Raw genomic sequence first — 26,511 nt, forward strand, 5'->3', positions numbered from 1 at the left:
AATGACGATAGACGACATCAAGGCCAAATATCCGGGCGCCCAGACCTTCACCTTTGGTGATAGCAAAGAGCTTTGCGACGAGCTTGTCTCCCTCGTTCGCTCCGGAAAAAAGACGGCCAGCTGCGGCGCCTTGCAGGAATTCACCTCGACCGACACACCGATGCCCATAGTCGGGCGACGGGACATTTCCCTCAACTGGGACGGCACACCAGCCTTCGTGATGGAGACCGTCGAGGTGACTATTCGCCGCTTTTGCGAGGTGGATGCAGACTTCGCGCTGGCCGAAGGGGAAAACGAAACCCTCGAAGCGTGGCAGGCCGGTCATCGGGCCTATTTCGAGCGCAATGGTGGCTTCAGCGAAGACATGGAACTGATTTGCGAGCGGTTCAAACTGATTGAAGACCTGCAGCAGGGAGCAGCATAATGTTCAAGAAGATCCTGATTGCAAACCGCGGCGAAATTGCCTGTCGGGTCATGGAAACCGCCAAACGCCTCGGCATCAAGACCGTGGCTGTTTATTCGGACGCCGATGCCGGGTCAAAACATGTCGCCATGGCGGACGAAGCCTACCGCATCGGTCCGGCGCCTGTTGCCGAAAGCTATCTGAAGATCGACAAAATCATCGAGATTTGCCAGAAGAGCGGCGCCGAAGCGGTTCATCCCGGGTACGGCTTCCTGTCCGAAAACCCGAATTTCGTCGATGCTCTCGACCGTGCAGGGATCACCTTTATCGGACCGAGCGCAAACTCCATTCGGGCGATGGGTCTGAAGGATGCCGCCAAGGCGCTGATGGAAAAGGCCGGAGTTCCGGTGGTTCCCGGCTATCATCGGGAAACGCAGGATGCAGGCTTCCTGAAGATCCAGGCCGGCAAGATCGGTTATCCGGTCCTCATCAAGGCCCGTGCGGGAGGCGGCGGCAAGGGTATGCGCCGTGTCGATCATCCAGACGAGTTCATGAGCGCGCTCTCCTCTGCCCAGCGCGAAGGGGAAGCAAGTTTCGGTGATGGCCGTGTCCTAATCGAAAAATACGTCGCAAAGCCCCGCCATATCGAGATTCAGGTCTTCGGCGACAAGCATGGCAATGCGGTTCACCTGTTTGAACGCGACTGCTCCTTGCAACGTCGCCACCAGAAGGTAATCGAGGAAGCCCCAGCCCCCGGCATGCCCGAAGACATGCGCAAGGCGATGGGTGAGGCTGCCGTGAAGGCGGCGCAGGCCATCGACTATGCAGGGGCTGGCACGATCGAGTTCATTGTCGACGTTTCGGAAGGCCTGCGTGCGGACCGGTTCTATTTCATGGAAATGAACACCCGACTTCAGGTGGAGCACCCGGTTACGGAAATGATCACCGGCGAGGACCTTGTCGAGTGGCAGCTGCTCGTTGCCAGCGGCAAGCCCTTGCCCAAAATGCAGGACGAGATCACCTTCTCAGGCCATGCGTTTGAAGCCCGCCTTTATGCAGAAGATGCCCCGAAGGGCTTCCTGCCCGCCATCGGCACACTCACGCATTTGAACCTGCCGGAAACTCTGGCACGCGTTGACAGCGGAGTCCGCCCCGGCGACGAAATCAGCCCCTACTACGACCCGATGATCGCCAAGGTGATCGTCCATGGCCAAACCCGTGAGGCCGCCCTTGGAAAATTGCTGGCAAGCCTTGAGGCAACGGAAGTGGCCGGTTGTGTCACCAATGCGGGCTTCCTTGCCGCCCTTTGCAGACATGAGGGCTTTGCAGCCGGTGATGTTGATACCGGACTGATTGACCGCGACCTGCAAAGCCTGATCAGCGAACCGGACATGCCGGAAGATGCACTTGCCCTTGCTGCCCTGACAGCGCTCGGACTGACGCATCCGGCCAAGAGCGACGACCCGTTCGACACGCTCGCCGGATGGCGGATCTGGAGCGCGTCCCGGCAATTCGCCCTTCTGGAGATCGGCGGCGAGCGCCGCGATGTCGAGGTGCAGGTGCTGGGCGAGAAGCGGTTCTCAGTTCATGTGGGAGAACAACCCGCAACCTACAGCCTGATCGCCATTGAAGGCCCGAAAATCACCTTCGAGCGTGAGGGTGGCCGCACATCGGCAGTGGTTGTCCAGACCGGATCGGAGCTCACAGTCTTCCTCAATGGACACGCCTTTACCGCCACCTTGCCCGATATCATGACGGCCGACGATGACGGCTGCGAAGCGGGCGACCAGATTATTGCGCCAATGCCCGGCCTCGTGAAGGTGTTGAGCGCGAAGGCAGGTGAAGCGGTCAAGAAGGACCAACCACTTGTCATTCTGGAAGCGATGAAGATGGAGCATACCCTGAAGGCCCCGCGTGACGGCATCATCGCGGAAGTCATGGCAAATGCGGGTGAACAGGTTCTGGACGGAACGGTTCTGCTTGCCCTGGAGACCGAGAATGAGACTGCTTCCTGACGCGGGCACTTATGGCGAGCTGATCGGACAGTTCAAATGGACTTTTCCCGAGAAGTTCAACATCGGGACAGCCATTTGTGATGACTGGGCAGAGCGGGATCCTGACCGGGAAGCCCTCATTTACGCCGAAGAAGACGGCCCCGTCACAAGGCTGACTTATGGCGATCTGAAAGAAAAATCGAACCGACTTGCCAATCTTCTGGCAAGTCGGGGCATTGCGCCGGGCGACCGGGTTGGCGTCTTGATGCCCCAGCGTCCCGAAACCGCCTTTACACACATTGCGGCCCTCAAGATGGGCGCGATTACCATCCCGCTCTTCACCCTGTTTGGCGAAGAGGCGTTGCTTTATCGCCTGCAGAACTCCAGCGCCAAGGCCGTTGTCACGGACGCAGCAGGCGCCCGGAAAATCGCTGCCCTGCGCGGCGAGTTGCCGGACCTCAAAGTCGTGTTGTGCGCTGACGGCGCCCGCGACAGCGCGGAAGACCTCCACGTGGCCATGAGTAACGCGCCGGTAGAGTTCACACCGGTCGAAACGCGCGCGGATGATCCCGCAATCATCATCTACACATCCGGGACAACCGGCCAGCCGAAGGGGGCGCTGCACGCTCACCGGGTTCTGCTGGGCCACCTTCCCGGCGTCGAGATGAGCCACGACTTTCTCGGCCAACCCGGTGATCGTATCTGGACCCCGGCGGATTGGGCCTGGATCGGCGGCTTGCTGGATGTCTTGATGCCAGCGCTTTATCTCGGTGTTCCTGTCGTCGCCTGCCGATTCAAAAAATTTACCGCGGAAGCGGCTTTCCAGCTGCTGCAGGATCAGAAGATCCGCAACACGTTCCTGCCGCCAACCGCGCTGAAAATGATGCGGCAAGTGGACAATCCGCAAGAGCGCTGGTCGCTGGACCTGCGGTCCGTTGCTTCTGGCGGCGAGACCCTTGGCGCAGAGCTGATCAGTTGGGGCCGCAAGACCTTCGGCCTGACAATCAATGAGTTCTATGGCCAGACCGAGTGCAACATGATCGTTTCCAGCTGCGCGAAGATCATGGAGGGTCGGCCCGGCATCATGGGCCGCGCTGCTCCCGGACATACGCTTGCAATCGTCGACGACAAGGGTGTCGAACTGCCCAGAGGCGAACAAGGAAACATCGCCGTCAAACGCCCCGACCCGGTTATGTTCCTTGGCTATTGGAACAACGAGGACGCAACGGCGAGGAAATTCGCGGGCGACTGGCTTTTGACCGGTGATACCGGTGTGATGGACGATGACGGTTGGATCCGCTTTGTCGGGCGCGATGACGATGTCATCACGTCCTCCGGTTATCGCATCGGTCCGGGGGAAATCGAAGACTGCCTCCTGAAACACCCTGCCGTCGCCATGGCGGGCGTGGTGGGCAAGCCTGATCCCCAGCGCACGGAAATCGTGAAAGCCTATGTCGTCTTGAAACAGGGGCATGAGGCGAGCGAACCCCTGGAGCGGGAAATTGCCGAGTTTGTGAAAACGCGGCTCGCCGCCCACGAATACCCGCGCGAAGTTGCATTCGTTGATGCCCTTCCCATGACCACGACTGGCAAGGTGATCCGCCGCGAACTGCGCGCCCGTGCTGCTGAAGAAAAGAAAGCCGACTAACCATGTCCGATTTTGTCACGATTTTTGAGATGGGTCCGCGCGACGGCCTGCAGAACGAGAAGGTTTTCGTTCCGACCGAAGACAAGATCAGATTGGTGGATCGACTGTCGGACTGCGGCTTTCGCAAGATCGAGGTGACCAGTTTCGTAAGCCCGAAATGGGTGCCCCAGATGGCCGACGCGACCGAGGTCATGGAAGGCATCTACCGCCACCCCGCAATTTGCTATGCGGTCCTGACCCCGAACGTGAAGGGTTACACCGCTGCCCGCAAGGTGTCAGCGGACGAAGTGGCTGTCTTTGGCTCTGCCTCAGAAGGGTTTTCGAAGAAGAACATCAATTGCTCGATCGACGAGAGCATTGAGCGATTCAAGCCCTTGATCGACAAGGCGCGCCACGACGAGCTTGCCGTGCGCGGCTATGTGTCCTGTGTCACGGACTGTCCCTATGACGGCCCCACCGACCCGGCGGAAGTCGCCCGCGTGGCAGGGATCATGTATCGGCTCGGCTGTTACGAAATCTCGCTCGGTGACACGATTGGGGCAGGAACGCCGGAAACCATTGCCCGTATGCTGGATGCTGTCCTGAATGAAGTTCCGGCAGACAAGCTGGCCGGTCACTATCACGACACCAAGGGCCGCGCGCTGGAGAATATCGAGGTCAGCCTCGAAAAGGGGCTCAGAACCTTTGATGCCGCGGTCGGCGGCCTTGGAGGGTGCCCGTATGCACCGGGCGCCAAGGGCAATGTAGCAACGGAAGCCGTTGCCGGCCTTTTGACCTCAAAAGGGTTTGAAACCGGCATTGACCTGGAGAAACTGACAAGTGTCGCCGCCTTTGCGCGGTCCTTGCGGAGTGACAGCGCATGAGCTTTGAAACGATCACGTTGACCACGGACGACCGCGGCGTTGCGCTCTTGTCGCTCAACCGGCCCGAAAAACACAACTCCCTCTCCGCTCGGATGATCAATGAGCTGACGGTTGCGGCGGGACAAATCAATGCCGACACAACCATCCGCGCGGTGGTGCTGACCGGAACCGGCGAGAGCTTTTGCGCTGGGGGAGACCTTGGCTGGATGCGCGAACAGTTCCACGCGGATCGCGAAACCCGCATGTCGGAAGCTCGCAAGTTGGCGATGATGCTTCGCGCACTCAATGAGCTTGAAAAGCCGCTGATCGGCCGGGTGCAGGGTCAGGCCTTTGGCGGCGGCATTGGCATGATGAGCGTTTGCGATACAGTGGTCGCAGTCGATGCGGCGAAATTCGGCCTGACGGAAGTGCGCCTTGGGCTCATTCCGGCGACCATCAGCCCTTATGTTCTGGCCCGCATGGGCGAAGGCAAGGCACGGCGCGTCTTCATGTCGGCGCGGATTTTCGGCGCAGAAGAAGCGCGGGAACTTGATCTGGTGGCAAAGGTTGTTTCAGCAACAGAGCTTGACGAAGCCATCGAGCGGGAAATCAAGCCCTATCTCGGCGCGGCGCCTGCCGCAGTTGCAGCTTCCAAGGCCCTGGCGCGTTCCCTGGGCCCGACGATCTCGGACGCAGTGATCGACGACACGATCCGGCGGCTGGCCGACACATGGGAAACACCGGAGGCCCGGGAAGGCATTTCGGCGTTCTTCGACAAGCGCAAACCGAACTGGGTGAAGTGACGAAACGTAGCCTCAGCTGCCTTCGCCCTTGAGGTGACCAAACTTGGACTGGTCAAGAAGCGCTGCAATCTTCTTGGCCTGTTCCCTCGGGCTCAGGGCCTCTTGCGGGACTTCGCTCTGGCGATACATCCGCTCCCGCTTCTTGCGGATCTTCACACGCTCGCGCTCGCCAAACCCGTGCGGCAGTTCCACCCCGGCCCTGTCCATGCCGATGAGTACTCGTTGAAGGTCCGGTATCACTTCGGAAGAGACCGCTAACTGGGTTCCGTCTTTCCGGGTAAACACAAGCGTGCGGCTGTGGTCTGAACCGGACAACAAGGCAACCTTCTGACGCGACATGAAGCCTAGCGACCCCAGCGCACGAACAAAGGCGTTGCCCGTTTGCCATTCGCGCACCACTGCGCTTTCCAGATCCACATAACGAACGCGGGTTTTCAACCCCATCTCGGCAAACTCAAACCCGTTGCCGAAGAACCGGACCCAGCTGGTCTTCTGGCGAATGGCAATCAGAAAGATCGGCAGACAAAAACAAGCCGGAAAGGCCAGAAGTCCGGTCCAGGCACCGATCATGCGGTCGCCATAGGTCAGACCGACAAGGGCCATCGTGAAGAGTGGAATGCCAACCGTATAACCGATCAGGTCGGTCATCCACACGGGTGGACTTGCTTCGGGTTGGATTACACCTGCTGGAGGTTTGGGCTGCGGTGTTGCGGCATAGACACCGATTGCCGTCGCCAGACAAACCAGAGAGGTGAAAGGTGTCATGAAGGTGATGAGACCGACAAGCCCCAGCACCGCGAGAAACAGCGGCACCAGCCGTCTCAACAGTTCGATTTTCGCAACCTTGCCCAAAGTACCGAACCTGGCTTTTTGTTCCCGCAGACGATTGAATCGCCCCTTATCGTATTTGAGCGTGGGAACAGAGTGAGGGTCAAGCAGAGCGGCTGGATAATACACGCATTCTTGACTTCCCAAGTGGGTTCGTCAGTCGTTCACTGCCAAAACATCGACAAAAGTCTGCAGTGACTCTCATTGCACGGCTTCAATACGTTTGATGGCAGCAGTTTTCCCGAAGGGGCAATACCCCGGGACATATGGATCAAGAGGAAAAGATGAAGCAACTTCAGACATTGACGGTCGGCCTGCTGAACCTGGCGCTGCTTGGTGTGTTGTGCGTTTTTCTTGCCTCACCCGGTCAAGCAGACCAGCCCTATGACCTGATCTTCAAGACCGGGACACTCGATGGAATTTCCCGAAATTCGGTGTTGGCCTATCAACGCACCACCGTCGCACCGCAGAACCAGGAACTTGCCGACACCAGCACGGGAACCATCAATCTCAGCTTTGCCGAAAATGACATGGCCCATCTGGAGTTTCTGCAGAAGGAAAAACATCGCAAGATCGGAGAGTTTCCGGCCAATGTCGGCAACCCCATGATCATGTATTTCGTGGAAACAGTGGTCCGGGACATGGCCGGGACCGCGGGAGGAAGTCCGTTCTACATACGCAATAGGGTGAAAGCCTCCCTGATTGAAGACGCCCCGGTCGAAGATGTCGAAGTCGAGTATCAGGGCAAACAGGTCCAGGCAAAGTCTGTCACGCTGTCCCCCTTCCGGGATGACCCCAATCGGGCCAAGATGCGCGGTTTTGAAAATCTTGCTCTGACAATCACCATGTCGGATCAGATCCCCGGATGGTATCATTCGCTCAAGGCCGGGACGGGCAATGACGTGTATTCCAACGAAATTGTCCTTCAGCCTTTTGAGGGAACGAAGTAGATGCATGCTGACATCAATGGGCGAAACAGCACCTTTCTGCGAGCCACGCTTCTTGCCGCCTTCTGCGCGCTTGGCCTTTCCGGCGCATCTGCCGAAGACCTGAAGCCTGCCTATAACGACTATCCAACAGAAGCGCGCGCCGACTATGTATTCGGCTGCATGGTATCCAACGGACAAAGCCGGGATGTGCTGCGCCGCTGCTCCTGCTCAATTGACGTGATCGCTTCAATCATCCCCTATGACAAATACGTTGAGGCAGAGACGGTTCTCTCGCTTCAGCTGGTGGGCGGTGAGCGCATGTCCATCTTCAGAACCGCTGCAACGACAAAATCCATCGTGGCAGACTTGCGCCGCGCACAGGCGGAAGCCGACATTCTCTGTTTCTGATTTAAAATCATGAAGGTTGCCAGAAAACCAAAAGGCGCAGCCTGCTTGACCGCGCCTTCTCGCTCATGTCTGGACCTGACCTGGATCGCCTGGACGATCCGCCTGAGCTGACCTCAACTGGCAGAACTGTCTTTCGGGATCACCTCTTGCCAGACATTGCCGTCCGTATCTTCGGCAATGATGGTGAAGGTCTCGGAACCATCATCATTATAGGCAAACCGGAATACCGGATTTTCAGACAGCGAAATGCCACCATCGACCGTGAACAGGGTTTCATCCCCCTGCTTGACCTCGATGTGGCTGACAAAATGGGCAGCAATGAAAAGCTGAGTCACCTGATCCCGCTGCAGGCCGGAATAGTTGGGGTGGCGGATCATGACCTGCGCCTCGCGCCTCTGGCTCACCCCTTCCGTTCTCGGGGTCAATGTCTTCGCACGGATCTGCCCCATGGTCGACAAGGCAAGCTCGGGGTCCTTGGTGGCAGGCGCAGAACACCCGCCAGACGCCTTTACATAGCGTCCGCTCATGACCGCTCCAGTATCCGTATCGGCGATCAAGCGGACATTCGAATACTGGTTGACGCGGACCCGCACCTCCATATCGAGCGGATACATGGACGAGCCAAATGTCATTTCGGCCGCAAGAGGAGCCGGGTTCTCGTCAATCACCAGCTTCGCATGTTTTACAAAGGGTGCGCCCGTGGCGGGTTGGCGGATTGTGATCGGGACTGTCGCAGCATCATGCGCCCGGTATGGCGCATCAATGTCGATGATACCTTCACCGTCCGCGGGCGTGACGTCACCAATGATGTCAGTGCGAAGATCACTCCAGCTTCCCTCGTCAATCAGGGGATTGGGGCGCGTGTCAGCGGCCCTTACGGGCTCCGGCATCACAAAGCCTCCTGCTGCTACTGCGCTGAAAAGAGCAACGGCCGTGCAGGTCGCAAGGCCTGATAAACCGGATCTGAACCTGCTGTTTTGAAACATCATTTCCCCTCCAATCGCGCCGACCATGTATAAAAATGGCCTCACGCCACCGCACTGCAGCATATACTTCTGCAGCAACTGTGACGCTTCGTATTCAGGCAAGCTTTGTTGTTCAAACAACAAACTACACGACGCCTTGATTTGAGAGAAATAAATATTCCGTTACGATATTTATAACAATGGATCCAATGGTAGCGATTGCTTCTCCACCCAGGTCGGAGAACTATTTGAATGAAATCGAATATTCTCTCTTCATCACTGACAGAAAAGCTAACCGCGACAGATGTTTGAAATCGTTGTAACCCTGTGCCTGCTCAACTCGCCCGACACGTGCCGGGTTCAGTTGCTGGCAGGCGAGCAGCATCAAAGCAAGGCTCTCTGCGAAGCGGCCTTGAAGGGCGCGGCCCTGTTACAGGGCACCCTCGCAGAAAAACGTCTGATCGCCCCGCAAGCCCCGTTTTGCAGATCAGCAGGGCCTGGCCTCGCGCTTTCAAAGGTCTCTGACGGAGTCTTTGTCGCCAAAGGCCTGATTGAAGAACCCTCTGCCAGCAATAAAGGAAACGTTTCCAACATTGGCGTCGTCATTGGAGAGACTTCGATCGCAGTCATAGACAGTGGTGGCTCCCGGGCCATTGGTGAGGACCTTTACCGGGCCGTAACGTCGCTCAGTCCCCTTCCGGTCAGCCACGTCATCCTGACCCACATGCACCCTGATCACGTTTTCGGTGCCAGTGTTTTTGCAGAAAGCGGCGCCCGGATCGTCGGACACCCCAATCTGCAGCGAGCCCTGCAGGACAGGCAGGAAGCCTATCTGGCAGGGTTTTCAGATCTTATCGGAAACCCCGGCTTCATCGGGACCAGCATACCATCCATAGAATCGGCAGAGCCGGTCATCGATCTTGGAGGCCGGAGGCTTACCCTCACTTTCTGGCCGAATGCTCATACGGCGACAGATGTCACCGTCTTCGACGAAAAGTCCTCAACGTTTTTCAGCGGTGACCTCGTCTTCCATGACCATGCCCCTGCGCTCGACGGCTCGCTCAAGGGTTGGCAGACCGTCCTCGCCAACATTCAAAAAACCGCAAATATTCAAAATCTGGTTCCCGGACACGGAGGTCCGGTGCTGAGCGTTTCAGAGGGAACCAATCCGTTGCAGCACTATCTGGAGGTCCTTGAGACGGACACACGCACAGCGCTGAAACACGGCGAGCGGATCGGTGACGCCGTCGAACACATCGGGCGATCCGAGGCCGACAAGTGGGCCCTGTTTGAGCTGTTCAACACCCGAAACGCCACGGTCGCCTATACCGAACTGGAATGGGAATAGGCTATTTCTGTACGCCTGCCTTCATCAGGATCTGGGCAATCCCGTAGAGCCGCTTTTCAATGAGCACCGGGGTTTCGCAGACATACGTCAAGGACCGGGACCGCTCCTGATAGATGCGCTCTTCCCAGTCCAACTGTTCTTCCAGCTTGTCGATCTTGTCATAGTCGGGCGCGCTGTCGGAAAGGAGCTTGTCCATTTCCGCGCGAATACCATCGATCTTTTCTGCCAGGGCAATCTGCTTCAGGGAATATCGTTCGATGCCCTTGATGATCTTGTGTCGCTTGGCGCCCAGTTCGTTGAAGATCCGTTCGAACACCTGTTCATAGACGGCCTCGGTTAAATCTGGATGCTCTGCTGCAAACCCGGCAACGAGACCTTCTACGTCTTCCAGCGACAGTCGGCGCAAGGCAAGTTGCTCAATAAGGCCTTCTGTCTCCGGGCCAAGTTCAACACCCTTTGACCCACCATTTTCAACCGGGCTGCTCCACATCAGACCCAGAGACAGGCTCTCCACCTTCCTCTGCACGCAAGGCCAAGTCGGGTCATTGAAAACCGCCGCAAACGCAGGAGTTCCTCCAACCGCCGCACCAACCATGGCTGCGACACCAAGCAGAGCCGAAAAATGACGAGACTTCATGACCTTATCCTCCCTAGGGGAAGGGTAATCATAAGGCCAGTTTTGTCCACGTCAAAAAACACAAACTAAGGTCTCGATTGTTCGGGTATGACCTGAATTTATAGTTCGGTATAAGCCACAAGAAGAACCTGAGGTGCATTACTCGCATCGGGAAATACGGGAAGGTATTTTATGCGTACGAGAGCGGCAGTAGCAGTTGGAGCTGGAAAACCTCTTGAAGTCATGGAGGTTAATCTTGAAGGCCCAAAGGCATTCGAAGTGCTGGTCGAAATGAAGGCTACCGGCATCTGCCACACTGACGAATTCACGCTCTCCGGCGCTGACCCGGAAGGATTGTTCCCCGCCATTCTCGGCCATGAAGGTGCCGGCGTGGTTGTCGAAGTGGGACCCGGTGTTACGACACTGAAGCCGGGCGATCACGTTATTCCGCTCTATACGCCCGAGTGCCGCACCTGCGAATACTGCCTCAATCCGAAGACCAACCTGTGCCAGCGCATCCGCGCCACACAGGGTCAGGGCCTGATGCCGGACGGCTCGTCCCGGTTCACCACGCTCGATGGTGACCCGATCCTGCACTATATGGGCTGCTCCACCTTCGCCAACCACACGGTTGTGCCGGAAATCGCCCTTGCCAAGATCAACCCTGACGCACCGTTCGACAAGGTTTGCTACATCGGCTGCGGCGTCACCACCGGCATTGGCGCCGTGATCAACACGGCCAAGGTCGAAATCGGTTCAAGGGCCATTGTTTTCGGACTCGGCGGCATTGGCCTGAACGTCATTCAGGGCCTTCGTCTTGCTGGCGCTGACCAGATTGTCGGCGTTGACCTGAACCCGGCCAAGGTGGAGATGGCGACCCGCTTCGGCATGACCGACTTCGTCAATCCGAAAGAGGTTGAGGGCGACCTCGTTGCCCATCTGGTGAACCTGACCAAGGGCGGCGCAGACTACACGTTCGACGCGACCGGCAATGTGAATGTCATGCGGACCGCCCTTGAAGCAGCCCACAAGGGCTGGGGCGAGAGCATCATCATCGGCGTTGCTCCGGCGGGCGCTGAAATCTCGACCCGTCCGTTCCAGTTGGTCACCGGCCGCTCCTGGCGCGGCACCGCCTTTGGCGGCGCGCGTGGGCGAACCGATGTTCCGAAAATCGTCGACTGGTACATGCAGGGCAAGATCGAAATCGATCCGATGATCACCCACACCATGCCTCTTGAGGACATCAACAAGGCTTTTGATCTCATGCATTCGGGCGAATCCATCCGATCCGTCGTCATTTATTGAGGACGGGCGAGATGGAGCTCCTGTCCGAAAACCGGTGTTTTGAAGGCGTGCAATCCGTCTATCGCCACAAGTCGGAAGCCTGTTCGTGCGACATGACCTTTGCGGTCTATATGCCGCCGCAGGCAGAAGACGGGCCGGTCCCGTGCCTGTGGTACCTGTCGGGCCTGACCTGCACCCACGAAAACGCCATGACGAAGGCCGGACTTCAGGCCCACGCCGCCGAGTTTGGTCTCGCAGTGGTGTTTCCCGATACCAGCCCGCGGGGCGAGAACGTTGCCAATGACGAAGCCTACGACCTTGGGCAAGGTGCGGGCTTCTACGTCAATTCAACCAAGTCTCCATGGGCACCGCATTTTCGGATGTATGACTATGTTGTCACCGAACTTCGGGGCCTGCTGGTCGAACGCCTGCCTCTGTCCGGACAGCACGGGATCACCGGCCATTCCATGGGCGGACACGGCGCATTGACGATCGCCCTGTCCAATCCCGACCGCTATCATTCGGTGTCGGCCTTTGCACCGATTGCAAACCCGAGTGCAAGCGACTGGGGGCGCAAGCAGCTTGGGGCCTATCTGGGGGACGACGAGGCTGCATGGGCAGCTCATGATTCCACAATCCTGCTGCGTGAACGCGGCTGGAAGCGGGACATCCTCATCGATCAGGGTGGAAGCGACCAGTTTCTGGATCTGCTGAAACCGGAAGCTTTGGCCAGCGCTCTGGCTGAAACCCGCACTGCCTGCGACTTCCGCATGCAGAAGGGCTACGACCACTCATACTACTTCGTTTCCACATTCGCCCGTGACCATGTCGCATGGCACGCAGAGCGTCTCTACGCCCACTACGGCGAAACGGAAAACAGCGCGGGTTAACCCGCGCGCGGAAGTGGCAACACTCCCGCACACAGGGAGCGGCCAAGGGTTTGCCGCCCCGAGCAAGAAAGCAAAGGAGCCAAGGGGAGGAAGAAAACTTCAAGCTAGTGACCTGACCGGGAACCCCGGAGCGAGGAGGCTCGGGGACAAACACCTGACCAGGTTTGTCTTAGTCGCAACATGCTAAGGAGGAGAGCATGAGAAGACTGTTAATCGCAGCTTCGGCCTTCGCGTTGACCGCCGGCCTGGCGCACGCCGATGCCAATCTGCAATCAATGATGGATGACGCCAATCAGTGGGTTATCCAGACTGGGGACTACAAGAACCAGCGCTATTCCAAGCTTGACCAGATCAACAAGGACAACGTGAAGAACCTCCAGGTAGCCTGGACTTTCTCGACCGGTGTTCTGCGTGGTCACGAAGGGTCTCCGCTGGTGGTGGGCGACGTGATGTATGTGCACACGCCGTTCCCGAACATCGTTTATGCCCTCGACCTGAACAACGACGGCAAGATCATCTGGAAGTACGAGCCCAAGCAGGACCCGAACGTCATTCCGGTGATGTGCTGTGACACCGTCAACCGCGGTGTGGCCTATGCTGATGGCAAGATCTTGCTGCACCAGGCAGACACCAAGGTCGTTGCACTTGATGCAAAGACCGGGGCTGAAGTCTGGAGCGTTACGAATGGCGATCCGGGCATTGGCGAAACCAACACGGCGACCGTCATGCCGGTTGGCGACAAGGTCATTGTCGGTATCTCCGGTGGTGAGTTCGGTGTTCGCGGTTCGGTAACCGCCTACAACATCAAGGATGGTTCTCAGGCATGGCGTGCCTATTCCATGGGTCCGGACAGCGACATCCTCGTTGACCCGGAAAAGACCACCCATCTCGGCAAGCCGGTTGGCGTTGACTCAGGCACCAACACCTGGGAAGGCGACCAGTGGAAGATCGGCGGCGGCACCACCTGGGGCTGGTATTCCTATGACGCGGAAGAAAACCTGATCTATTACGGAACAGGCAACCCTTCCACATGGAACCCGGCACAGCGTCCTGGTGACAACCGTTGGTCCATGACCGTGATGGCCCGTGATGCCGACACAGGCATGGCTCGCTGGTTCTACCAGATGACCCCGCACGACGAATGGGACTACGACGGGATCAACGAAATGATCCTGACGGAGCAGGAAATTGACGGCAAGACCCGCAAGCTCCTGACCCACTTCGACCGTAACGGCTTCGGCTACACGCTAGACCGCGTATCTGGCGAGCTGATCACCGCGGAAAAGTATGACCCGACGGTTAACTGGGCAACTCATGTCGAAATGGACAAGAACTCCGACCAGTACGGACGTCCGCAGGTCGTGGCACAATACTCCACCGAACATAACGGTGAAGACGTGAACTCGACCGGCATCTGCCCGGCGGCTCTTGGTTCCAAGGACCAGCAGCCTGCAGCCTACTCGCCGACAACCGGCCTGTTCTATGTCCCGACAAACCACGTTTGCATGGACTACGAACCGTTCCGCGTCAGCTACACGGCTGGTCAGCCTTATGTAGGTGCGACCCTGTCCATGTACCCGGCTCCGAACAGCCATGGCGGCATGGGTAACTTCATTGCCTGGGACAACATCAAGGGCGAAATCGTCTGGTCCATTCCGGAGCAGTTCTCCGTATGGTCCGGTGCTCTGGCAACTGCTGGCGACATCGTCTTCTACGGCACGCTTGAAGGCTACCTGAAGGCCGTCAACATGGCGACGGGTGAAGAACTCTACAAGTTCAAGACCCCGTCCGGCATCATCGGCAACGTGATGACCTACGCTCATGGCGGCAAGCAGTATGTCGCAGTGCTCTCGGGCGTTGGCGGTTGGGCCGGTATCGGTCTGGCAGCTGGCCTGACAAACCCGAACGACGGTCTGGGTGCCGTGGGTGGTTACGCCGCCCTCAGCGACTACACCGCACTCGGTGGTCAGCTGACTGTCTTCAGCCTGCCGAACTAAGGCTGTTTGCTTCACAGGAACCGGCGCGCCTGCGCGCCGGTTCATCCAAACGATCGGCAAGAACAATGACCGACGAAGCAACTTCCCAGGGAGAAACAATGCGTAATTTCAAAGTACTCTGCGCGGCATTCCTCGTGACGAGCGGCATCCATATCAGCCAGGCTGGCGCAGAATCCACCGTTGATCCTGCATTGATCGAAGCTGCTTATTCCGAAAACGGCAAATACTTTACGGCCGACGACATTCCCACCTACAAGGTACAGGAAGACGGCACGATCGATTGGCCATCCTATTCCGGCTTCCGCCGCTATCACTCCGAATGCCACGTCTGTCATGGCCCGGAAGGCGAAGGGTCCACCTATGCCCCTGCGCTCAAGAAATCGGCGCTTACAATGGACTACTACGACTTCATTGATGTAGTGACCAACGGACGCACGCGCATCAACGCAGCAGAAAATTCCGTCATGCCGGCCTTCGGCGACAACCCGAATGTCATGTGCTACCTCAACGACATCTATGTCTACGTGAAGGCACGTGGCACAGACGCAGTCCCGCGCGGTCGTCCGCGCAAGAAGGAGGCGAAGACTGACGCCATCCGGGAAGAAGAAAATGCTTGCCTTGGCACAAACTAGCCTGTTGCGGCAGGTTATGGTCTGGGCCGCTATGGCCCTGACTTTCGTTCTAGGCATGTATGGCACAAACGTGCAGGCCCAGACCTCAGACCTCGTCTCGAAAAACGCCCTGAGGGTATGCGCAGATCCGGCCAATCTTCCGATGTCCGCCATGGACGGCGCCGGATACGAGAACAAGCTCGCGAACCTTGTTGCATCGAAACTGGACCTGCCGGTCAGCTACACCTGGTATCCCATGGCAACCGGCTTCATCCGCAACACGCTGAAGGCCAACAAGTGCGACATCGTGATGGGATACGCCCAAGGTCACGAACTGGTCCTCAACACCAATCACTACATGACCTCCGGCTACACGATCATCGTGCCGAAGGATGGAGACCTTGCCGATGTAACGGCCTTGTCGGACCAGCAGCTGAAAGGCAAGCATATCGGGATCATTGCTGGCTCCCCGCCGGCAACCCACATGGCCCGCAATGGACTGATCGGAAAGGCCAAGCCCTATCACCTTGTCGTTGATCGCCGCTTTGAATCTCCGGCAGTCGACATGCTGAAAGATCTGAAAGCCGGTGAAATCGACGCCGCCATCCTGTGGGGCCCCCTGGGCGGCCCGCTGGCAAAGGCGGACTATCCGGATTTCAAGGTCATTCCCCTCTTGAAGGAAACGCTCCCGCCGCGCCTGTTCTACCGGATCACCATGGGGGTCAGGCAGGGAGAAAACACGTGGAAACGGAAGCTCAACTCGCTCATCCGCCGAAATAAAGATGAGATCGACGCCATTCTCATTGATGCAGGCGTTCCGCTCCTGAATGATACCGGTGACGCCCTGTATCAACCGGGCGGCTGACATCATGTCCAAGGCATGCACTCATCCAAAGTCCGCCCCGTTTCTCGTTACCCTTTTTGTGGTCGCCGCCACATGTATTGGGGGCAACTCGCTCAAGGCGCAGGTCCCAGAGCCGGATGGCTATCGGGAAGACCCTTACCGGGGTGAAGTTCCACAAACCCTGAAGGGCGGCACGGTTGTTTCCAGCGAAGAGGCAAACGCGCTCTGGAGCGAAGGCAAGACTGCCTTTATCGACGTGTTGCCGCGACCGCCAAAGCCGAAGAACCTGCCCAAGGGCACGATCTGGCGAGAAAAGCCGCGCCACTCCATTCCCGGAAGCCTCTGGCTGCCAAATGTCGGGTACGGGCAGATTGCAGAAATCACGGCTGGATACTTCAAGGACGGACTGAAAAAGGCAACAGGCGATGACAAGGAGCATCCGGTCCTTTTCTTCTGTCTCGAGGAATGCTGGATGTCCTGGAATGCCGCCAAACGCGCGCTCGAATACGGCTACACGACGGTCTACTGGTATCCGGAAGGCACCGACGGCTGGACATTCTACGACTATCCGCTCGAAGAGGTGAAGCCTGAACCGGAACCCTACTGAGGATCAATAATCCGCGAACTGGCGTTCGACTTCAGACACGGTTCCATCCGTATCCTGAAGTCTTGCCTTAGCGCGCCGCGTTGTGCCCGGAACAGCAAACGAAATCGTCGGATTTTCGCTCAAGGAAATGCTTCCCGTTACCTTGGCATAGGGAGCGCCGTTAAGCTCGATATCCAGCGTATCGACATAGCGTGCAGGGATGTAGAGCAGGCTGATCTGATCCATCTGCATTCCGGAATGGCTGGGATGACTGATGTCGACATCGATCTCCGTATCGGAGCCTGATGCTTCGGCAGAGTGTTGCAAAGTCTTCACGTCAACGAGGCGGCGCAGTGTCATTTCCATCTGACCCAGTGTCGCAAGAGCCTCCTCCGGATCCGTTCCGGGAGGGGCGGAACACGCACCTAACCCCGACGTCTTAACAAATCCCTCCGCCATGAAGAGCTGGCCGTTTTCCATTTCGGCAACCGCATGAACACCAGTCGGGCCATTGATCCGCATCGTAGAGGCAAAGCTGAACGCGGGCACCGGTTCAACGAACTCGAACTGCGCCGACACCGGCATCGGGTTCTCATCCAAAATCAGGGATACCCTTTTCAGCTGCTGGCCCTCTGGAGCACGAACATCAACCGAGATTTTCGTCCTTGCATCGTTCTCGGTTCTGTAAGGCGCGTCGATCGAAACCACCTTCTGAGAAGCGCCGATATACTGCTGTCCATAAAGCTCGGACCGAAGATCAGGCCAGCTGCTTTCAGCGGCTTGACCACCGTTCGGCAGAAAAAAGCCCGATGCGCCCAAAAGGCCAGCAAAAATGAACATCATTGAACGTGGCATGGCTGAACATCCCCGACTGTCGAATAGAGAAACTGGCCAAAAGCGCGCGGACCGTCTCCGGTCGGCACTTCTGCAAGAACATCATGGCTGATAGGGTCGATGAGGCTGATGCTGTTGGAAAACCAATTGGTTGAAACCACCATCTTGCCATCCGGATCGCCGGCAATGCCTTCCGGGTATTCACCGACATCGACCGTATCGATTTTCCGGTAATCGGACAGGGTGTAGACGGTTACGGTGTCAGCATACTGATCTGTTGTGAACGCCTGCCCTGCGGCAAATCCAATCCCGTAGGGCCGCGCGCCCACGGCGATGATCGCGATGACTACACCTCTCGCAGGATCGACGACATAGACATCATCTGATCCCACATTGGCGACGTGAACAAACCCGTCCGGGCCTGCAGCAACCCCGAAAGGTCGAGTGCCAACGTCGATCCGGTGCAGCAGCTTGAGATCAGGTAGAGAGAAGACGGAAACCTGATCTGCATCGCGATCTGCAGAAACAAGAAACTCGTCGTCACCCGCAACAGCAAGCCCCGCAGGTGCGGCACCCGTCTCCAGTTCACCAACCCAGTTCAGGGTTTCGGCATCCAGGACAAAGACCCTGGAATTGTACCAGTCAGACACAAAAAGCTGACCTGTGGTCTGCGCAAGGACAACTCCGGTCGGTCCGCCCGGCATGACAGCTTCCGCCTGCACCTTGCAACTCGATAGCGAGAACCTGCGAACCGTCATGTTGTCCGGGCTCACCGTATAAAAGCTATCCAGCAATGGGCTCACATGAATGCCAGCCGGTTTTCCGGGAACATCGATGCGCTTGAGTTCGGTTCTCTTGTCCAGATCCAGAACACTCAGGTCGGAGCTGTTCTGGTTGGTCACAAACGCAAATGTTCCGGCCGCACAAGGTGTGCCGACCAGAACCAGTGCGGAAAGAATGGCACCAAAACTAGTTGCCTGAAAACTTGGTCGCAAGAGCATCAAGCCCCGCTTCATAGACGCCGGTCACCGCTTTCACGGCAGCCTCGTCATTGAGATGTTCAGGTGGGTCATTGTTAGGAAAGCCGCGGTAAAACGCCCCTTTCCACTCCACCAGTGAGCCGCCGTTTGCACCCGGCTTTACCGTCAGGTGAGACGAGTAGTTCGTGACAGGCAGCACCTCCACATCCACCTCTGTGATGCGGTAGGAATAGCTCATCTTCTCGTCGCTGAACTTGTAGAGCACCTCGGAAATCGTCGACCCGCCTTCAGCACCGAGTGTGAGCACTCTGGTCGCGTCAATCGCATTGCCGCCCTCGCCGGTAGACGAATAAACTGCCGGATGCCAGCTCATGTCCTGAAAATTACCGACAACAGCCCAGACATCCGCCGGGCTCGCAGCAACTTCCCGCGTCACCGTAACTTTCTGCCGGGTTGGCCCATGGGCTTGCGAACTGGTTGCCGAAACGAGCGGCAGCCCAAGAAGCGCGAGAAAAACAAGAACTCTGAACACCATGTCAGTTCGCTTTCGTGAAGAACGTGGTTTTGAGGATGTAGTTCATGCCTCGTGCCCATGAATCATCCGTGTTGGAGCGAATATCGACGGAGCGCCCCAGAACGAACGCACCCGTTTCGACATCACGCATGACCAGATTCATGGAGAGGATGAGGTTCGAGACTTTCTGAACGATGCCGACCACGACGAACTCGGCGTTCAATTCCTTGGCCATGCGAACGTCGCAGCCATAGCAATTGGCCGGATTGACCGTATTCTCCAGCTTTTGGGAAATCGGACCCAGATCCAGAAGGACTATTCCCTCCTTCACGAACCGTTCGGCAACGAGGGCCTCCAGCATGTCGAGGCGAGCCGCTTCATCAGCCCTTGCGCCATTATAGGCACCTTCCGTCGATGTATCGAGGAAAGTCAGTCCGAGATAGGCGACCTTGCTGCCCGGCCCAAACTCCGCCGCTCCGCCGAGTGAAGGCAGGACGATCATTGCAAACAGGAACGCAAGAAGTCTCATGCAGGCAATCCTATTTGCCCTGCCCTTGACCGCAACGGATCCTAAAGTATCGGTTTTATTATCAAGAGAAGTCCTATGAAATCATATGGACGCATCTGGTAAGGGAACATGCGATGAAATCTGGTGCGGGATGCGCTTGCGAAGTATTAAAATCACTTCTGCTTGTCCTGGCATCGCTGTTTCTGCTGGCAAATGGTTCGCTCACGGTGCAGGCGGCGGATGTTCAGACAGGCATATTGCGGGTTGATTACACCACCATCGCCCCGATCTCACGCTACGATCGTTTTTTTGATGACCTCGGATTTGCTGGCGGAACGCTCGGCAACGAGGACAATCTGACGACGGGCGCGTTTCTGGGGCACCAGTATTCTCTCAAAACACAATCCACCACGCCCGACGGGGCCGTCGAAGCCGGCCGCGCCATGGTTCAGGAAGGCATCCGGTTTCTCGTGGTGCTGGCTCGTGCGGAGGATTTGCTGAAGATCGTGGATGCGGTCGGACCGGACACATTGGTTTTCAATGCGGCCGCCCCCGACAACGACCTTCGCCAGACCGCATGCCGGGCCAACCTTATTCACATCGCGCCGAGCCGGGCCATGCTTGCCGATGCAATCGCTCAATACCTTGTCTGGAAGAAATGGACACGCTGGTTTCTGATCGAAGGCTCCAATCCTGACGACCAAAAGCTGGCAGAGGCCTACCGCCGGGCCGCCCAGAAGTTTGGCGCACGCATCGTGGAAGAGCGCGTCTATGAAGATACTGGCGGTTCGCGGCGGGCAGACAGCGGCCATGTTCTCGTGCAACGCCAGATGCCGATCTTTACCCAGAACGCAGCTGAACATGACGTCGTCATCGCCGCTGACGAGAGCGATGTCTTTGCCCTCTACCTTCCCTATCACACATGGGACGCGCGGCCCGTGGCGGGATCTGCAGGCCTGCAACCGCTTACCTTTCACGCAGCCCACGAAGCCTGGGGCGCAACCCAATTCCAGCGACGCTTCGAAAAGCTGTCCGGTCGCCCCATTCGCGCTGAAGACTACAATGCCTGGCTGGCCGTTCGGGTGATTGGTGAAGGCGTGACACGCACCGGAACCGCGGACGCAAAGACAGTGGAAGCCTATATCCTGAGCGACGCCTTCGAACTTGCCGCATTCAAGGGTCAGAAGGTGACATTCCGGAGCTGGAACGGACAACTGCGCCAGCCGATCCTTTTGACCGACAACAAGATCACCATCGCTGTTTCCCCGCAGGAGGGTTTCCTGCATCACCGATCACCGCTTGATTCCATGGGTCTGGACGAACCGGAATCCGGATGCACCGCCTTTACCAAGTGAGGGACTGACATGGGTCTTCCAACAGCAAAGCTGCGCACGTTCTCTACCAGCCTTTTGCTCGCAACCTGTCTAGCAACAACCAGCCCTGCCCTTGCCAACAAGGCCTTTGTCAGCAACGAGCGCGGCAACACGGTGACCGTCGTCGATACCGAAACCTGGGAAGCCCTTGCCGAGTTTGAAGCCGGAAACCGCCCGCGCGGCATAGGCGTCAGCCCCGACGGAAAACACCTTTACGTCTGCGCCTCTGACGATGACAGCATCAAGGTGTTCGACACGACGACCTATGAGTTTCTTTGGTCCCTGCCCTCCGGACCCGACCCGGAGCTTTTTGTACTCAGCCCCGACGGGCACACGCTCTACGTCTCCAATGAAGACGACAACCTTGTCACCGTCGTCGATACCCTGAAAAAGACCATCATCGCCGAGGTTCCGGTGGGCGTTGAGCCAGAAGGCATGGCCGTCAGCCCGGACCAGAAATACGTCATCAACACGTCCGAAACGACGAACATGGCGCATTTCATCCGCACCGACACCTACAAGATCGAGCATAACATCCTTGTCGACCAGCGCCCCCGCTATGCCCGCTACACCAATGACGGGCAGACCCTCTTCGTCAGCTCAGAGATCGGCGGCACGGTTTCGGTGATCAATGCCGGCGGCGAGACCGGGCCGGTTCTGGAAGGCAAGATCAGTTTCGAGGTTCCCGGCGTTCAGGCGGAATGGCTCCAGCCGGTCGGCATGCGCATCACCTCGGACAACCAGTGGCTTTTCGTGGCGCTCGGCCCCGCAAACCGCGTCGCGGTGATCAACATTCCAAACCGGGAAGTGGAGAAATACATCCTCGTCGGCCAGCGCGTCTGGCAGCTGGAATTCACCCCGGACGAAAAGTACCTGCTCACCACCAACGGCAATTCCAACGACATTACCGTCATCGACGTCGCCGCCCAGGAAGCCATCAAGTCAATCCAGGTCGGTCAACAGCCCTGGGGCGTTGTGGTTACACCGGATTGAGGCTGCCGCGCATTCTGAAGGCCCAACGCAAAGGCTTGTAGCTCAGGGAGTCGGAGCTGTCAGAACACGAAAATCTGCGGAAGTAGGGTGCAGGTGAAAGAAGGTAGCCAGGACCAGAACCGCGCTCAAGTAGGTCGAAGGCCGATAGCGCAAAGAAATGGTGCCGCTGATAGGACTCGAACCTACGACCCCATCATTACGAATGACGTGCTCTACCATCTGAGCTACAGCGGCTTGGGACATCGCCCATCCCGTGCGGCTTGCGCGCGGGAACCCGTGAGCGGATCAACCGGATCACGGAACAGGCGCTTGATAACGGAGCGCCCTAAAAAGTGCAAGTGCGTTTTCAACCGAGTTTCCAACGCACCTGCATTTGACTTGTGATGAGGCGACACACCCTCAATTGAAGAAGCGCGGCCTTGGGCCCTTGGCCGGTTCCTCGTCATCCTCATCCGGGCCCGGATCATCCGGCATCCGGTTGAAAGCAAACTCGATCGGCTTCTTCAGATCCTTGCCGTCTGCAGCCTTGGACTCCGGCTTTTCGACCTTCTCTGCAGGCGATGCAGCAGATTCACTTGCCGGTTTTGCCGCAGAAGGTGGCGCTTCAGCAGGAGCTTTCTCCGCAGGCTTGGCTTCGGGTTTGGCGGGAGGTGCCTCTGCTACCTTTTCTGCTTTGGCGGCCTGATCCGGCGTGTCCGGCAAATCCCTCAACGCGGGAGAAATGGCTGCGTCGTCAGTGGTTCCTTCAACACCCGTGCGTGCCGCTGGAATCGGAGCGGCAGGCTTGGATGGTTTTTCAGCCTTCATGGGCGCAGCAGGTTTTTCAGCCTGTCCGAAGGCCTTTGCTTCGGGCTTTTCGGCAACAGGAGTCGCCGTGGCCGACGGGCCTCCAGCCGGTTCGGGCGTCGTATTTGGTTCGATATCGATGATATCGTCACCATCCACATCTGCCAAAGGAGTGACGGGTCCTGCCACTTGCGGGGCTTCGAACAGACTGTCCTCGATCACCTGTGCTTCGCGCTCGATACCGTTCGGCGTTGCCCATTCAAAGGCATCGAGACGTCCGCTGACCGGGGAAACGGCCATCCAGTCATTGGAGACGACCCCGTCGGCGATCCATGCCTTGTCGAGCGGCGCGTTAACGGCCTTGGACAGCCATTCGCGCATGCGACCACGGTCACCATGTTCCAGCTCTTCCAACTCAGCCATCATCATGAAGGCGCCACGGGTCGGGTCCGACCGCAGAACCTTTTTCATCTGCTCGCGTGCTTCCTCAAACTCGCGCGCCTCCATCGCTGCGCGGGCAATGGCCAGAGCGCCAACAGCTGTATTGGTCCGCTGACCAGCCAGCGCCTTCACGCGCTTCAGGCGATCAACGGCAGAATCACCGGACCGCACATGGGCATAGGCGTCTGCCAGATCCGGATGCGGTGCAAGACGCCAGGTGGTTTCCAGAACCTTGGAGGCCTTGCGAATATCGCCGCGCCGTGTTGCAAGGCGCGCTGCAATAATTGACGCCGGAACAAGATCCTGAGCCAGACCATGTGCGTCCTTGGCCGACACAAAGGCCTTTTCGGGATCGCGATCCTCCAGATCCTCTGCCAGTGCGGTGAGGAGCACGGCCCGCTGGCGTCGATAGGTCTTCTTGTCGATCATCTTGGCGGAATAGTTCCGCTCAAGCGACTGCAGCGCCTTTTCCCAATCGCTTGCAACGGCCTGATAACCGAGTACAGCCTTTCCGGCCCATTCCAGTCCGGGAACGAGGTTCGCAGCTTCCTCGGCATAATGCCGCGCAGCCACGGGCTCACCCTGCTTTTCCGCTTCCACAAACAGGCCATGCAAGCCAAGTGCCTTGGTCTGGGGATCGGAGAGCATGTCTTCGAACCGCTGACGGGCCTCGTCATCACGGCCTGCAAGCTGGGCGGTCTGGGCCAGAAGCAGCTTTGCCGCCGGCTCATCCTTCAACAGCTTTTCGGCATCAAGACCATGACGGCGGGCCAGCTTTGCATTGCCAGTTCCAAGCGCGATCAAGCCTTGCGAGAGGGCCTGATACCCCTTGTCCTTGCGGCGCTGACGGAAGAAGCGGGTGGCAATCTTCGGAGAGTTCAAAATAGCCCGGATCAACCAGACCACGAACAGGAAGGCGACCAGAAGAATGCCTAGCACAACGGCGACAACCACCGGAGGCTTCTCCCAGACATAGCCCTGCCAGCTGATGGAGATGACCCCCGGCAAGTCTGCCATCCAGGCAGCCCCAAGTGCCACCGCAAACAGGAGGGCAAAAAATACTAGGACGCGGATCATGCCAGTCGCTCCCCCAAATCATGCCGGCCTATTGCCGGTCTTGTGGTATCCCCATGGCCCGGGCGAACCCGGGCCAGTGTTCTGCTGCCGTTCAGCTGCCCTTGCGAGCCAGCCCCGCCAGAACATCCTGTGATGCCTTGTCGGTCAACTCCTCGATCTGCACGCGGGCCTTTGCGCGCTCGATCCAGGCCTCACCTGCCGCCTTGGCGGCTTCCGGCAAGTCAGGATAAGCAGCAATCGCATCGGAAAGGTTACCCTTGGCAACAGCATTTTCCATGCGGCGAAGGACGGCATCCGGGCCAGTTCCATCTGCATCCCCCGGCCCCCGCACCGACACGATGGACAAGGCGCTCGACAAAAGGCTGTCGACAACGTCGTCAGACGGGTTGGCCTTTGCGAAGGTTCCATGAATTTCGCGGGCGACCGCCGGGAATTCGGCAATCAGGACGGAAACAGGCGCCACGCCGGAACTTGCATGTGCTTCGAGGGCCGCAAGGTCCGTGTCTTCGGAAAGACCCGCCTTCACGGCAGCCAGTTCGGTCACATAGGGACGGCCGGAATCAACGGCGGACTTGAGAGCGGAAACTGAAAGCGCACGGGCGGCCAGTTCGCGAGCCGTCGCATCCCCCATTGTCGCTTCAACTGCAGCAAGGCGGGAGGACAATGTGGCGAGTTCCGCCTTCAATTCCTCCTGAACCGCCTCATCGGCTGCGCTCAGTCGATTGATATCGGCTGACAGGCCACTCAAGGCTTCGCTGGCGCGGGCCTGTGTATCGGACAAGGTTTTCAGGGAAACATCGGACGTAGACACCGCCGTTTGCGCTGCCTTGGCGGTGGCTTCGGCATTCTGCAGGCGGCTGGTGAGGTCGGCAATCTTGGTGCCAACGCCATCAAGATCGGATTTCAACGCAGCAAGGCTCTCGCTGACCGTACCAATCTCGACCTTCAGCTCTCCCGCGCTGCCTGATGTTTCTTCCGACTTGCCGAGCAGCTCGTCAACGGTGCCAGACAAGGATTTGAGTTGTTCTTCCAGCGGCTGGAGGATCGTCGTGTCGATGGCGTTTCCGGCATTGTCGACAACAACCGCACCGCGCTCTTTCACTTCCTTTTGCAAGGCTTCAAGCGAGGAGCGAACCTCATCCAGTGCCGGACCAAAACCTTCTGCCGTCTGTTGAACGGTATCCTTGGCTGCCGTTTCCAGCTCGGCGAGGCGCTTGTTCAGCCCGGAAACCAGGAGCGAAGGGTCGCTGTCACGAACGGTCTGGGACAACTCGTCCACCTGCGCCTGAAGATCCGCGATCAGTTTTTCCGCCTCGCCCGGACCTTCAGCCTCTTCCTGCGCAGCGCCAGCCTGAAGCGGCAGCATGCCATTGGAGATCAGGAGATAAGCCCCGCCGAGCGAAACGCATCCGCCGACAACAGCTGCAGCCAGCAATCCGCCGATACCGGCGCCCGAGCGCTGTATCTCCGGCTTTCCGGAAAAATTGGTCGCCGGTTCAGTTTTGGAAGGTGCGGTCTTTGCCGGGTCTTGCTTGGACGCATCTGCCTTTGCAGGCTCCGGCTTTTTCTCTTCCGCCTTTGATGCATCGGCTTTGGCATCTTCAGCCTTGGCGGTCGTTGCGCTTGCAGATGCAGCAGAACTTGCAGAGGAGGAGGCTGCCGCTTTCGTCTCGGCGGCCTTGATGTAGGAACCCTTTCCGTCGACGGCCTTGGCATCGCTCGCAGACGCCGTGGCCCCCGCACCGGTTTTCGTCTCCGGCTCCTTCGCCTCAACCTTCTCCGGTTTCAAATCAATCGTAACCGGCCGCTTCTTGCTGCCACTGCCTGTCACAGACGTCGGGTTAGCCGCAGAAACAGTCTCTTTTTCAGAGCCTGAGGGCTTGTTTGACTCCGATCCCGTGGATGATCCCGGTTTTTTCGAAGTGTCTTTATCCGATGTCACCTTTATTCCTCCGAGCAGAACCGCCAAGGGCCACTATATACATCCGCTTACCAAGCGAAACTGTTGT

25 protein-coding genes and 1 tRNA gene are annotated in these 26,511 nt (G+C 58.0%); 16 read left to right on the forward strand and 10 right to left on the reverse strand.

All coding sequences use genetic code 11. The annotated features are described in order from the left end of the window. The first annotated feature begins 1 nt into the window (after position 1). The 5 genes from F0155_RS08565 to F0155_RS08585 are packed head-to-tail and all read left to right on the forward strand — an operon-like array spanning position 2 to position 5,690. Positions 2-424 carry an ASCH domain-containing protein gene (locus tag F0155_RS08565; RefSeq protein ID WP_150524088.1) on the forward strand — a complete coding sequence of 141 codons (423 nt, stop codon included), beginning with the start codon at positions 2-4 and terminating at the stop codon, positions 422-424. Then, positions 424-2,418 carry an acetyl-CoA carboxylase biotin carboxylase subunit gene (locus tag F0155_RS08570; RefSeq protein ID WP_150524089.1) on the forward strand — a complete coding sequence of 665 codons (1,995 nt, stop codon included), beginning with the start codon at positions 424-426 and terminating at the stop codon, positions 2,416-2,418. The genes F0155_RS08565 and F0155_RS08570 overlap by 1 nt, the downstream gene beginning before the upstream one ends. Further along, entirely contained in the window at positions 2,402-4,045 is a 1,644-nt protein-coding gene (locus tag F0155_RS08575; RefSeq protein ID WP_204934414.1) for an acyl-CoA synthetase, read from the forward strand. Before F0155_RS08570 ends, F0155_RS08575 begins: the two co-directional genes overlap by 17 nt. A 2-nt stretch (positions 4,046-4,047) precedes the next feature. After that, positions 4,048-4,908: a hydroxymethylglutaryl-CoA lyase gene (locus F0155_RS08580; RefSeq protein ID WP_150524090.1), complete on the forward strand. Its 861-nt coding sequence runs from the start codon at positions 4,048-4,050 to the stop codon at positions 4,906-4,908. Continuing rightward, positions 4,905-5,690 carry a crotonase/enoyl-CoA hydratase family protein gene (locus tag F0155_RS08585; protein WP_150524091.1) on the forward strand — a complete coding sequence of 262 codons (786 nt, stop codon included), beginning with the start codon at positions 4,905-4,907 and terminating at the stop codon, positions 5,688-5,690. Before F0155_RS08580 ends, F0155_RS08585 begins: the two co-directional genes overlap by 4 nt. A 12-nt stretch (positions 5,691-5,702) precedes the next feature. On the opposite strand, the gene F0155_RS08590 is transcribed toward F0155_RS08585, so the two are convergent. Next, complete coding sequence (locus F0155_RS08590) at positions 5,703-6,503, reverse strand: hypothetical protein (protein WP_192913783.1); 801 nt, start codon at positions 6,501-6,503, stop codon at positions 5,703-5,705. A gap of 299 nt (positions 6,504-6,802) precedes the next feature. On the opposite strand from F0155_RS08590, the gene F0155_RS08595 reads away from it, so the two are divergent. Further along, positions 6,803-7,468 (forward strand): hypothetical protein, encoded by a 666-nt coding sequence (locus F0155_RS08595; RefSeq protein WP_208999192.1) that lies wholly within the window; start codon positions 6,803-6,805, stop codon positions 7,466-7,468. Beyond that, positions 7,469-7,855 (forward strand): hypothetical protein, encoded by a 387-nt coding sequence (locus F0155_RS08600; RefSeq protein ID WP_244303486.1) that lies wholly within the window; start codon positions 7,469-7,471, stop codon positions 7,853-7,855. Between the two features lie 113 nt (positions 7,856-7,968). Here the strand turns inward: F0155_RS08600 and F0155_RS08605 are convergent, their stop codons facing one another. Next, entirely contained in the window at positions 7,969-8,745 is a 777-nt protein-coding gene (locus F0155_RS08605; protein ID WP_150524092.1) for a quinoprotein dehydrogenase-associated SoxYZ-like carrier, read from the reverse strand. A 379-nt stretch (positions 8,746-9,124) separates the two neighbouring features. On the opposite strand from F0155_RS08605, the gene F0155_RS08610 reads away from it, so the two are divergent. Next, positions 9,125-10,168 carry a quinoprotein relay system zinc metallohydrolase 2 gene (locus F0155_RS08610; RefSeq protein WP_150524093.1) on the forward strand — a complete coding sequence of 348 codons (1,044 nt, stop codon included), beginning with the start codon at positions 9,125-9,127 and terminating at the stop codon, positions 10,166-10,168. Between the two features lies 1 nt (position 10,169). On the opposite strand, the gene F0155_RS08615 is transcribed toward F0155_RS08610, so the two are convergent. Beyond that, entirely contained in the window at positions 10,170-10,805 is a 636-nt protein-coding gene (locus F0155_RS08615; RefSeq protein ID WP_150524094.1) for a hypothetical protein, read from the reverse strand. A 171-nt stretch (positions 10,806-10,976) separates the two neighbouring features. On the opposite strand from F0155_RS08615, the gene F0155_RS08620 reads away from it, so the two are divergent. The 6 genes from F0155_RS08620 (at position 10,977) to F0155_RS08645 (ending at position 17,017) form a co-directional block, all read left to right on the forward strand. After that, a complete protein-coding gene (locus F0155_RS08620; RefSeq protein WP_150524095.1) occupies positions 10,977-12,089 on the forward strand; it encodes an S-(hydroxymethyl)glutathione dehydrogenase/class III alcohol dehydrogenase in 1,113 nt (370 codons plus the stop codon). 11 nt (positions 12,090-12,100) lie between these two features. Then, positions 12,101-12,958 carry an S-formylglutathione hydrolase gene (gene fghA / locus F0155_RS08625; RefSeq protein ID WP_150524096.1) on the forward strand — a complete coding sequence of 286 codons (858 nt, stop codon included), beginning with the start codon at positions 12,101-12,103 and terminating at the stop codon, positions 12,956-12,958. 197 nt (positions 12,959-13,155) lie between these two features. After that, the gene (xoxF5, locus tag F0155_RS08630; protein WP_150524097.1) at positions 13,156-14,955 is read left to right on the forward strand and encodes a lanthanide-dependent methanol dehydrogenase XoxF5; all 1,800 of its coding nucleotides are present in this window, start codon (positions 13,156-13,158) and stop codon (positions 14,953-14,955) included. Positions 14,956-15,053: 98 nt separating this feature from the next. Beyond that, positions 15,054-15,587: a c-type cytochrome, methanol metabolism-related gene (locus F0155_RS08635; RefSeq protein ID WP_150524098.1), complete on the forward strand. Its 534-nt coding sequence runs from the start codon at positions 15,054-15,056 to the stop codon at positions 15,585-15,587. A gap of 16 nt (positions 15,588-15,603) precedes the next feature. Continuing rightward, a complete protein-coding gene (locus F0155_RS08640; protein ID WP_244303497.1) occupies positions 15,604-16,431 on the forward strand; it encodes a substrate-binding domain-containing protein in 828 nt (275 codons plus the stop codon). A gap of 4 nt (positions 16,432-16,435) precedes the next feature. Then, complete coding sequence (locus tag F0155_RS08645; RefSeq protein WP_150524099.1) at positions 16,436-17,017, forward strand: PQQ-dependent catabolism-associated CXXCW motif protein; 582 nt, start codon at positions 16,436-16,438, stop codon at positions 17,015-17,017. A gap of 3 nt (positions 17,018-17,020) precedes the next feature. On the opposite strand, the gene F0155_RS08650 is transcribed toward F0155_RS08645, so the two are convergent. The 4 genes from F0155_RS08650 to F0155_RS08665 are packed head-to-tail and all read right to left on the reverse strand — an operon-like array spanning position 17,021 to position 19,853. Beyond that, positions 17,021-17,851 carry a quinoprotein dehydrogenase-associated SoxYZ-like carrier gene (locus F0155_RS08650; protein WP_208999194.1) on the reverse strand — a complete coding sequence of 277 codons (831 nt, stop codon included), beginning with the start codon at positions 17,849-17,851 and terminating at the stop codon, positions 17,021-17,023. Then, complete coding sequence (locus F0155_RS08655) at positions 17,836-18,831, reverse strand: YncE family protein (RefSeq protein ID WP_150524100.1); 996 nt, start codon at positions 18,829-18,831, stop codon at positions 17,836-17,838. The genes F0155_RS08650 and F0155_RS08655 overlap by 16 nt, the downstream gene beginning before the upstream one ends. Then, positions 18,800-19,345 carry an SRPBCC family protein gene (locus F0155_RS08660; protein WP_150524101.1) on the reverse strand — a complete coding sequence of 182 codons (546 nt, stop codon included), beginning with the start codon at positions 19,343-19,345 and terminating at the stop codon, positions 18,800-18,802. The genes F0155_RS08655 and F0155_RS08660 overlap by 32 nt, the downstream gene beginning before the upstream one ends. 1 nt (position 19,346) lies before the next feature. Then, complete coding sequence (locus F0155_RS08665; protein WP_150524102.1) at positions 19,347-19,853, reverse strand: DUF3280 domain-containing protein; 507 nt, start codon at positions 19,851-19,853, stop codon at positions 19,347-19,349. A 113-nt stretch (positions 19,854-19,966) separates the two neighbouring features. Between F0155_RS08665 and F0155_RS08670 the strand changes: the two genes are divergently transcribed. After that, a complete protein-coding gene (locus F0155_RS08670) occupies positions 19,967-21,187 on the forward strand; it encodes an ABC transporter substrate-binding protein (RefSeq protein WP_150524103.1) in 1,221 nt (406 codons plus the stop codon). Between the two features lie 9 nt (positions 21,188-21,196). Continuing rightward, positions 21,197-22,198: a PQQ-dependent catabolism-associated beta-propeller protein gene (locus F0155_RS08675; protein ID WP_150524104.1), complete on the forward strand. Its 1,002-nt coding sequence runs from the start codon at positions 21,197-21,199 to the stop codon at positions 22,196-22,198. Between the two features lie 158 nt (positions 22,199-22,356). Here F0155_RS08675 and F0155_RS08680 read toward each other — a convergent pair. The 3 genes from F0155_RS08680 to F0155_RS08690 form a co-directional block, all read right to left on the reverse strand. After that, positions 22,357-22,432 (reverse strand) — tRNA-Thr (locus F0155_RS08680). Positions 22,433-22,597: 165 nt separating this feature from the next. Continuing rightward, positions 22,598-24,502: a heme biosynthesis protein HemY gene (locus F0155_RS08685; RefSeq protein WP_150524105.1), complete on the reverse strand. Its 1,905-nt coding sequence runs from the start codon at positions 24,500-24,502 to the stop codon at positions 22,598-22,600. A gap of 91 nt (positions 24,503-24,593) precedes the next feature. Next, a complete protein-coding gene (locus tag F0155_RS08690) occupies positions 24,594-26,444 on the reverse strand; it encodes a hypothetical protein (RefSeq protein WP_208999195.1) in 1,851 nt (616 codons plus the stop codon). Positions 26,445-26,511: the final 67 nt, after the last annotated feature.

Origin of the sequence: Roseibium sediminis, assembly GCF_008711325.1 — a bacterium.
Lineage (GTDB): Bacteria > Pseudomonadota > Alphaproteobacteria > Rhizobiales > Stappiaceae > Roseibium > Roseibium sediminis.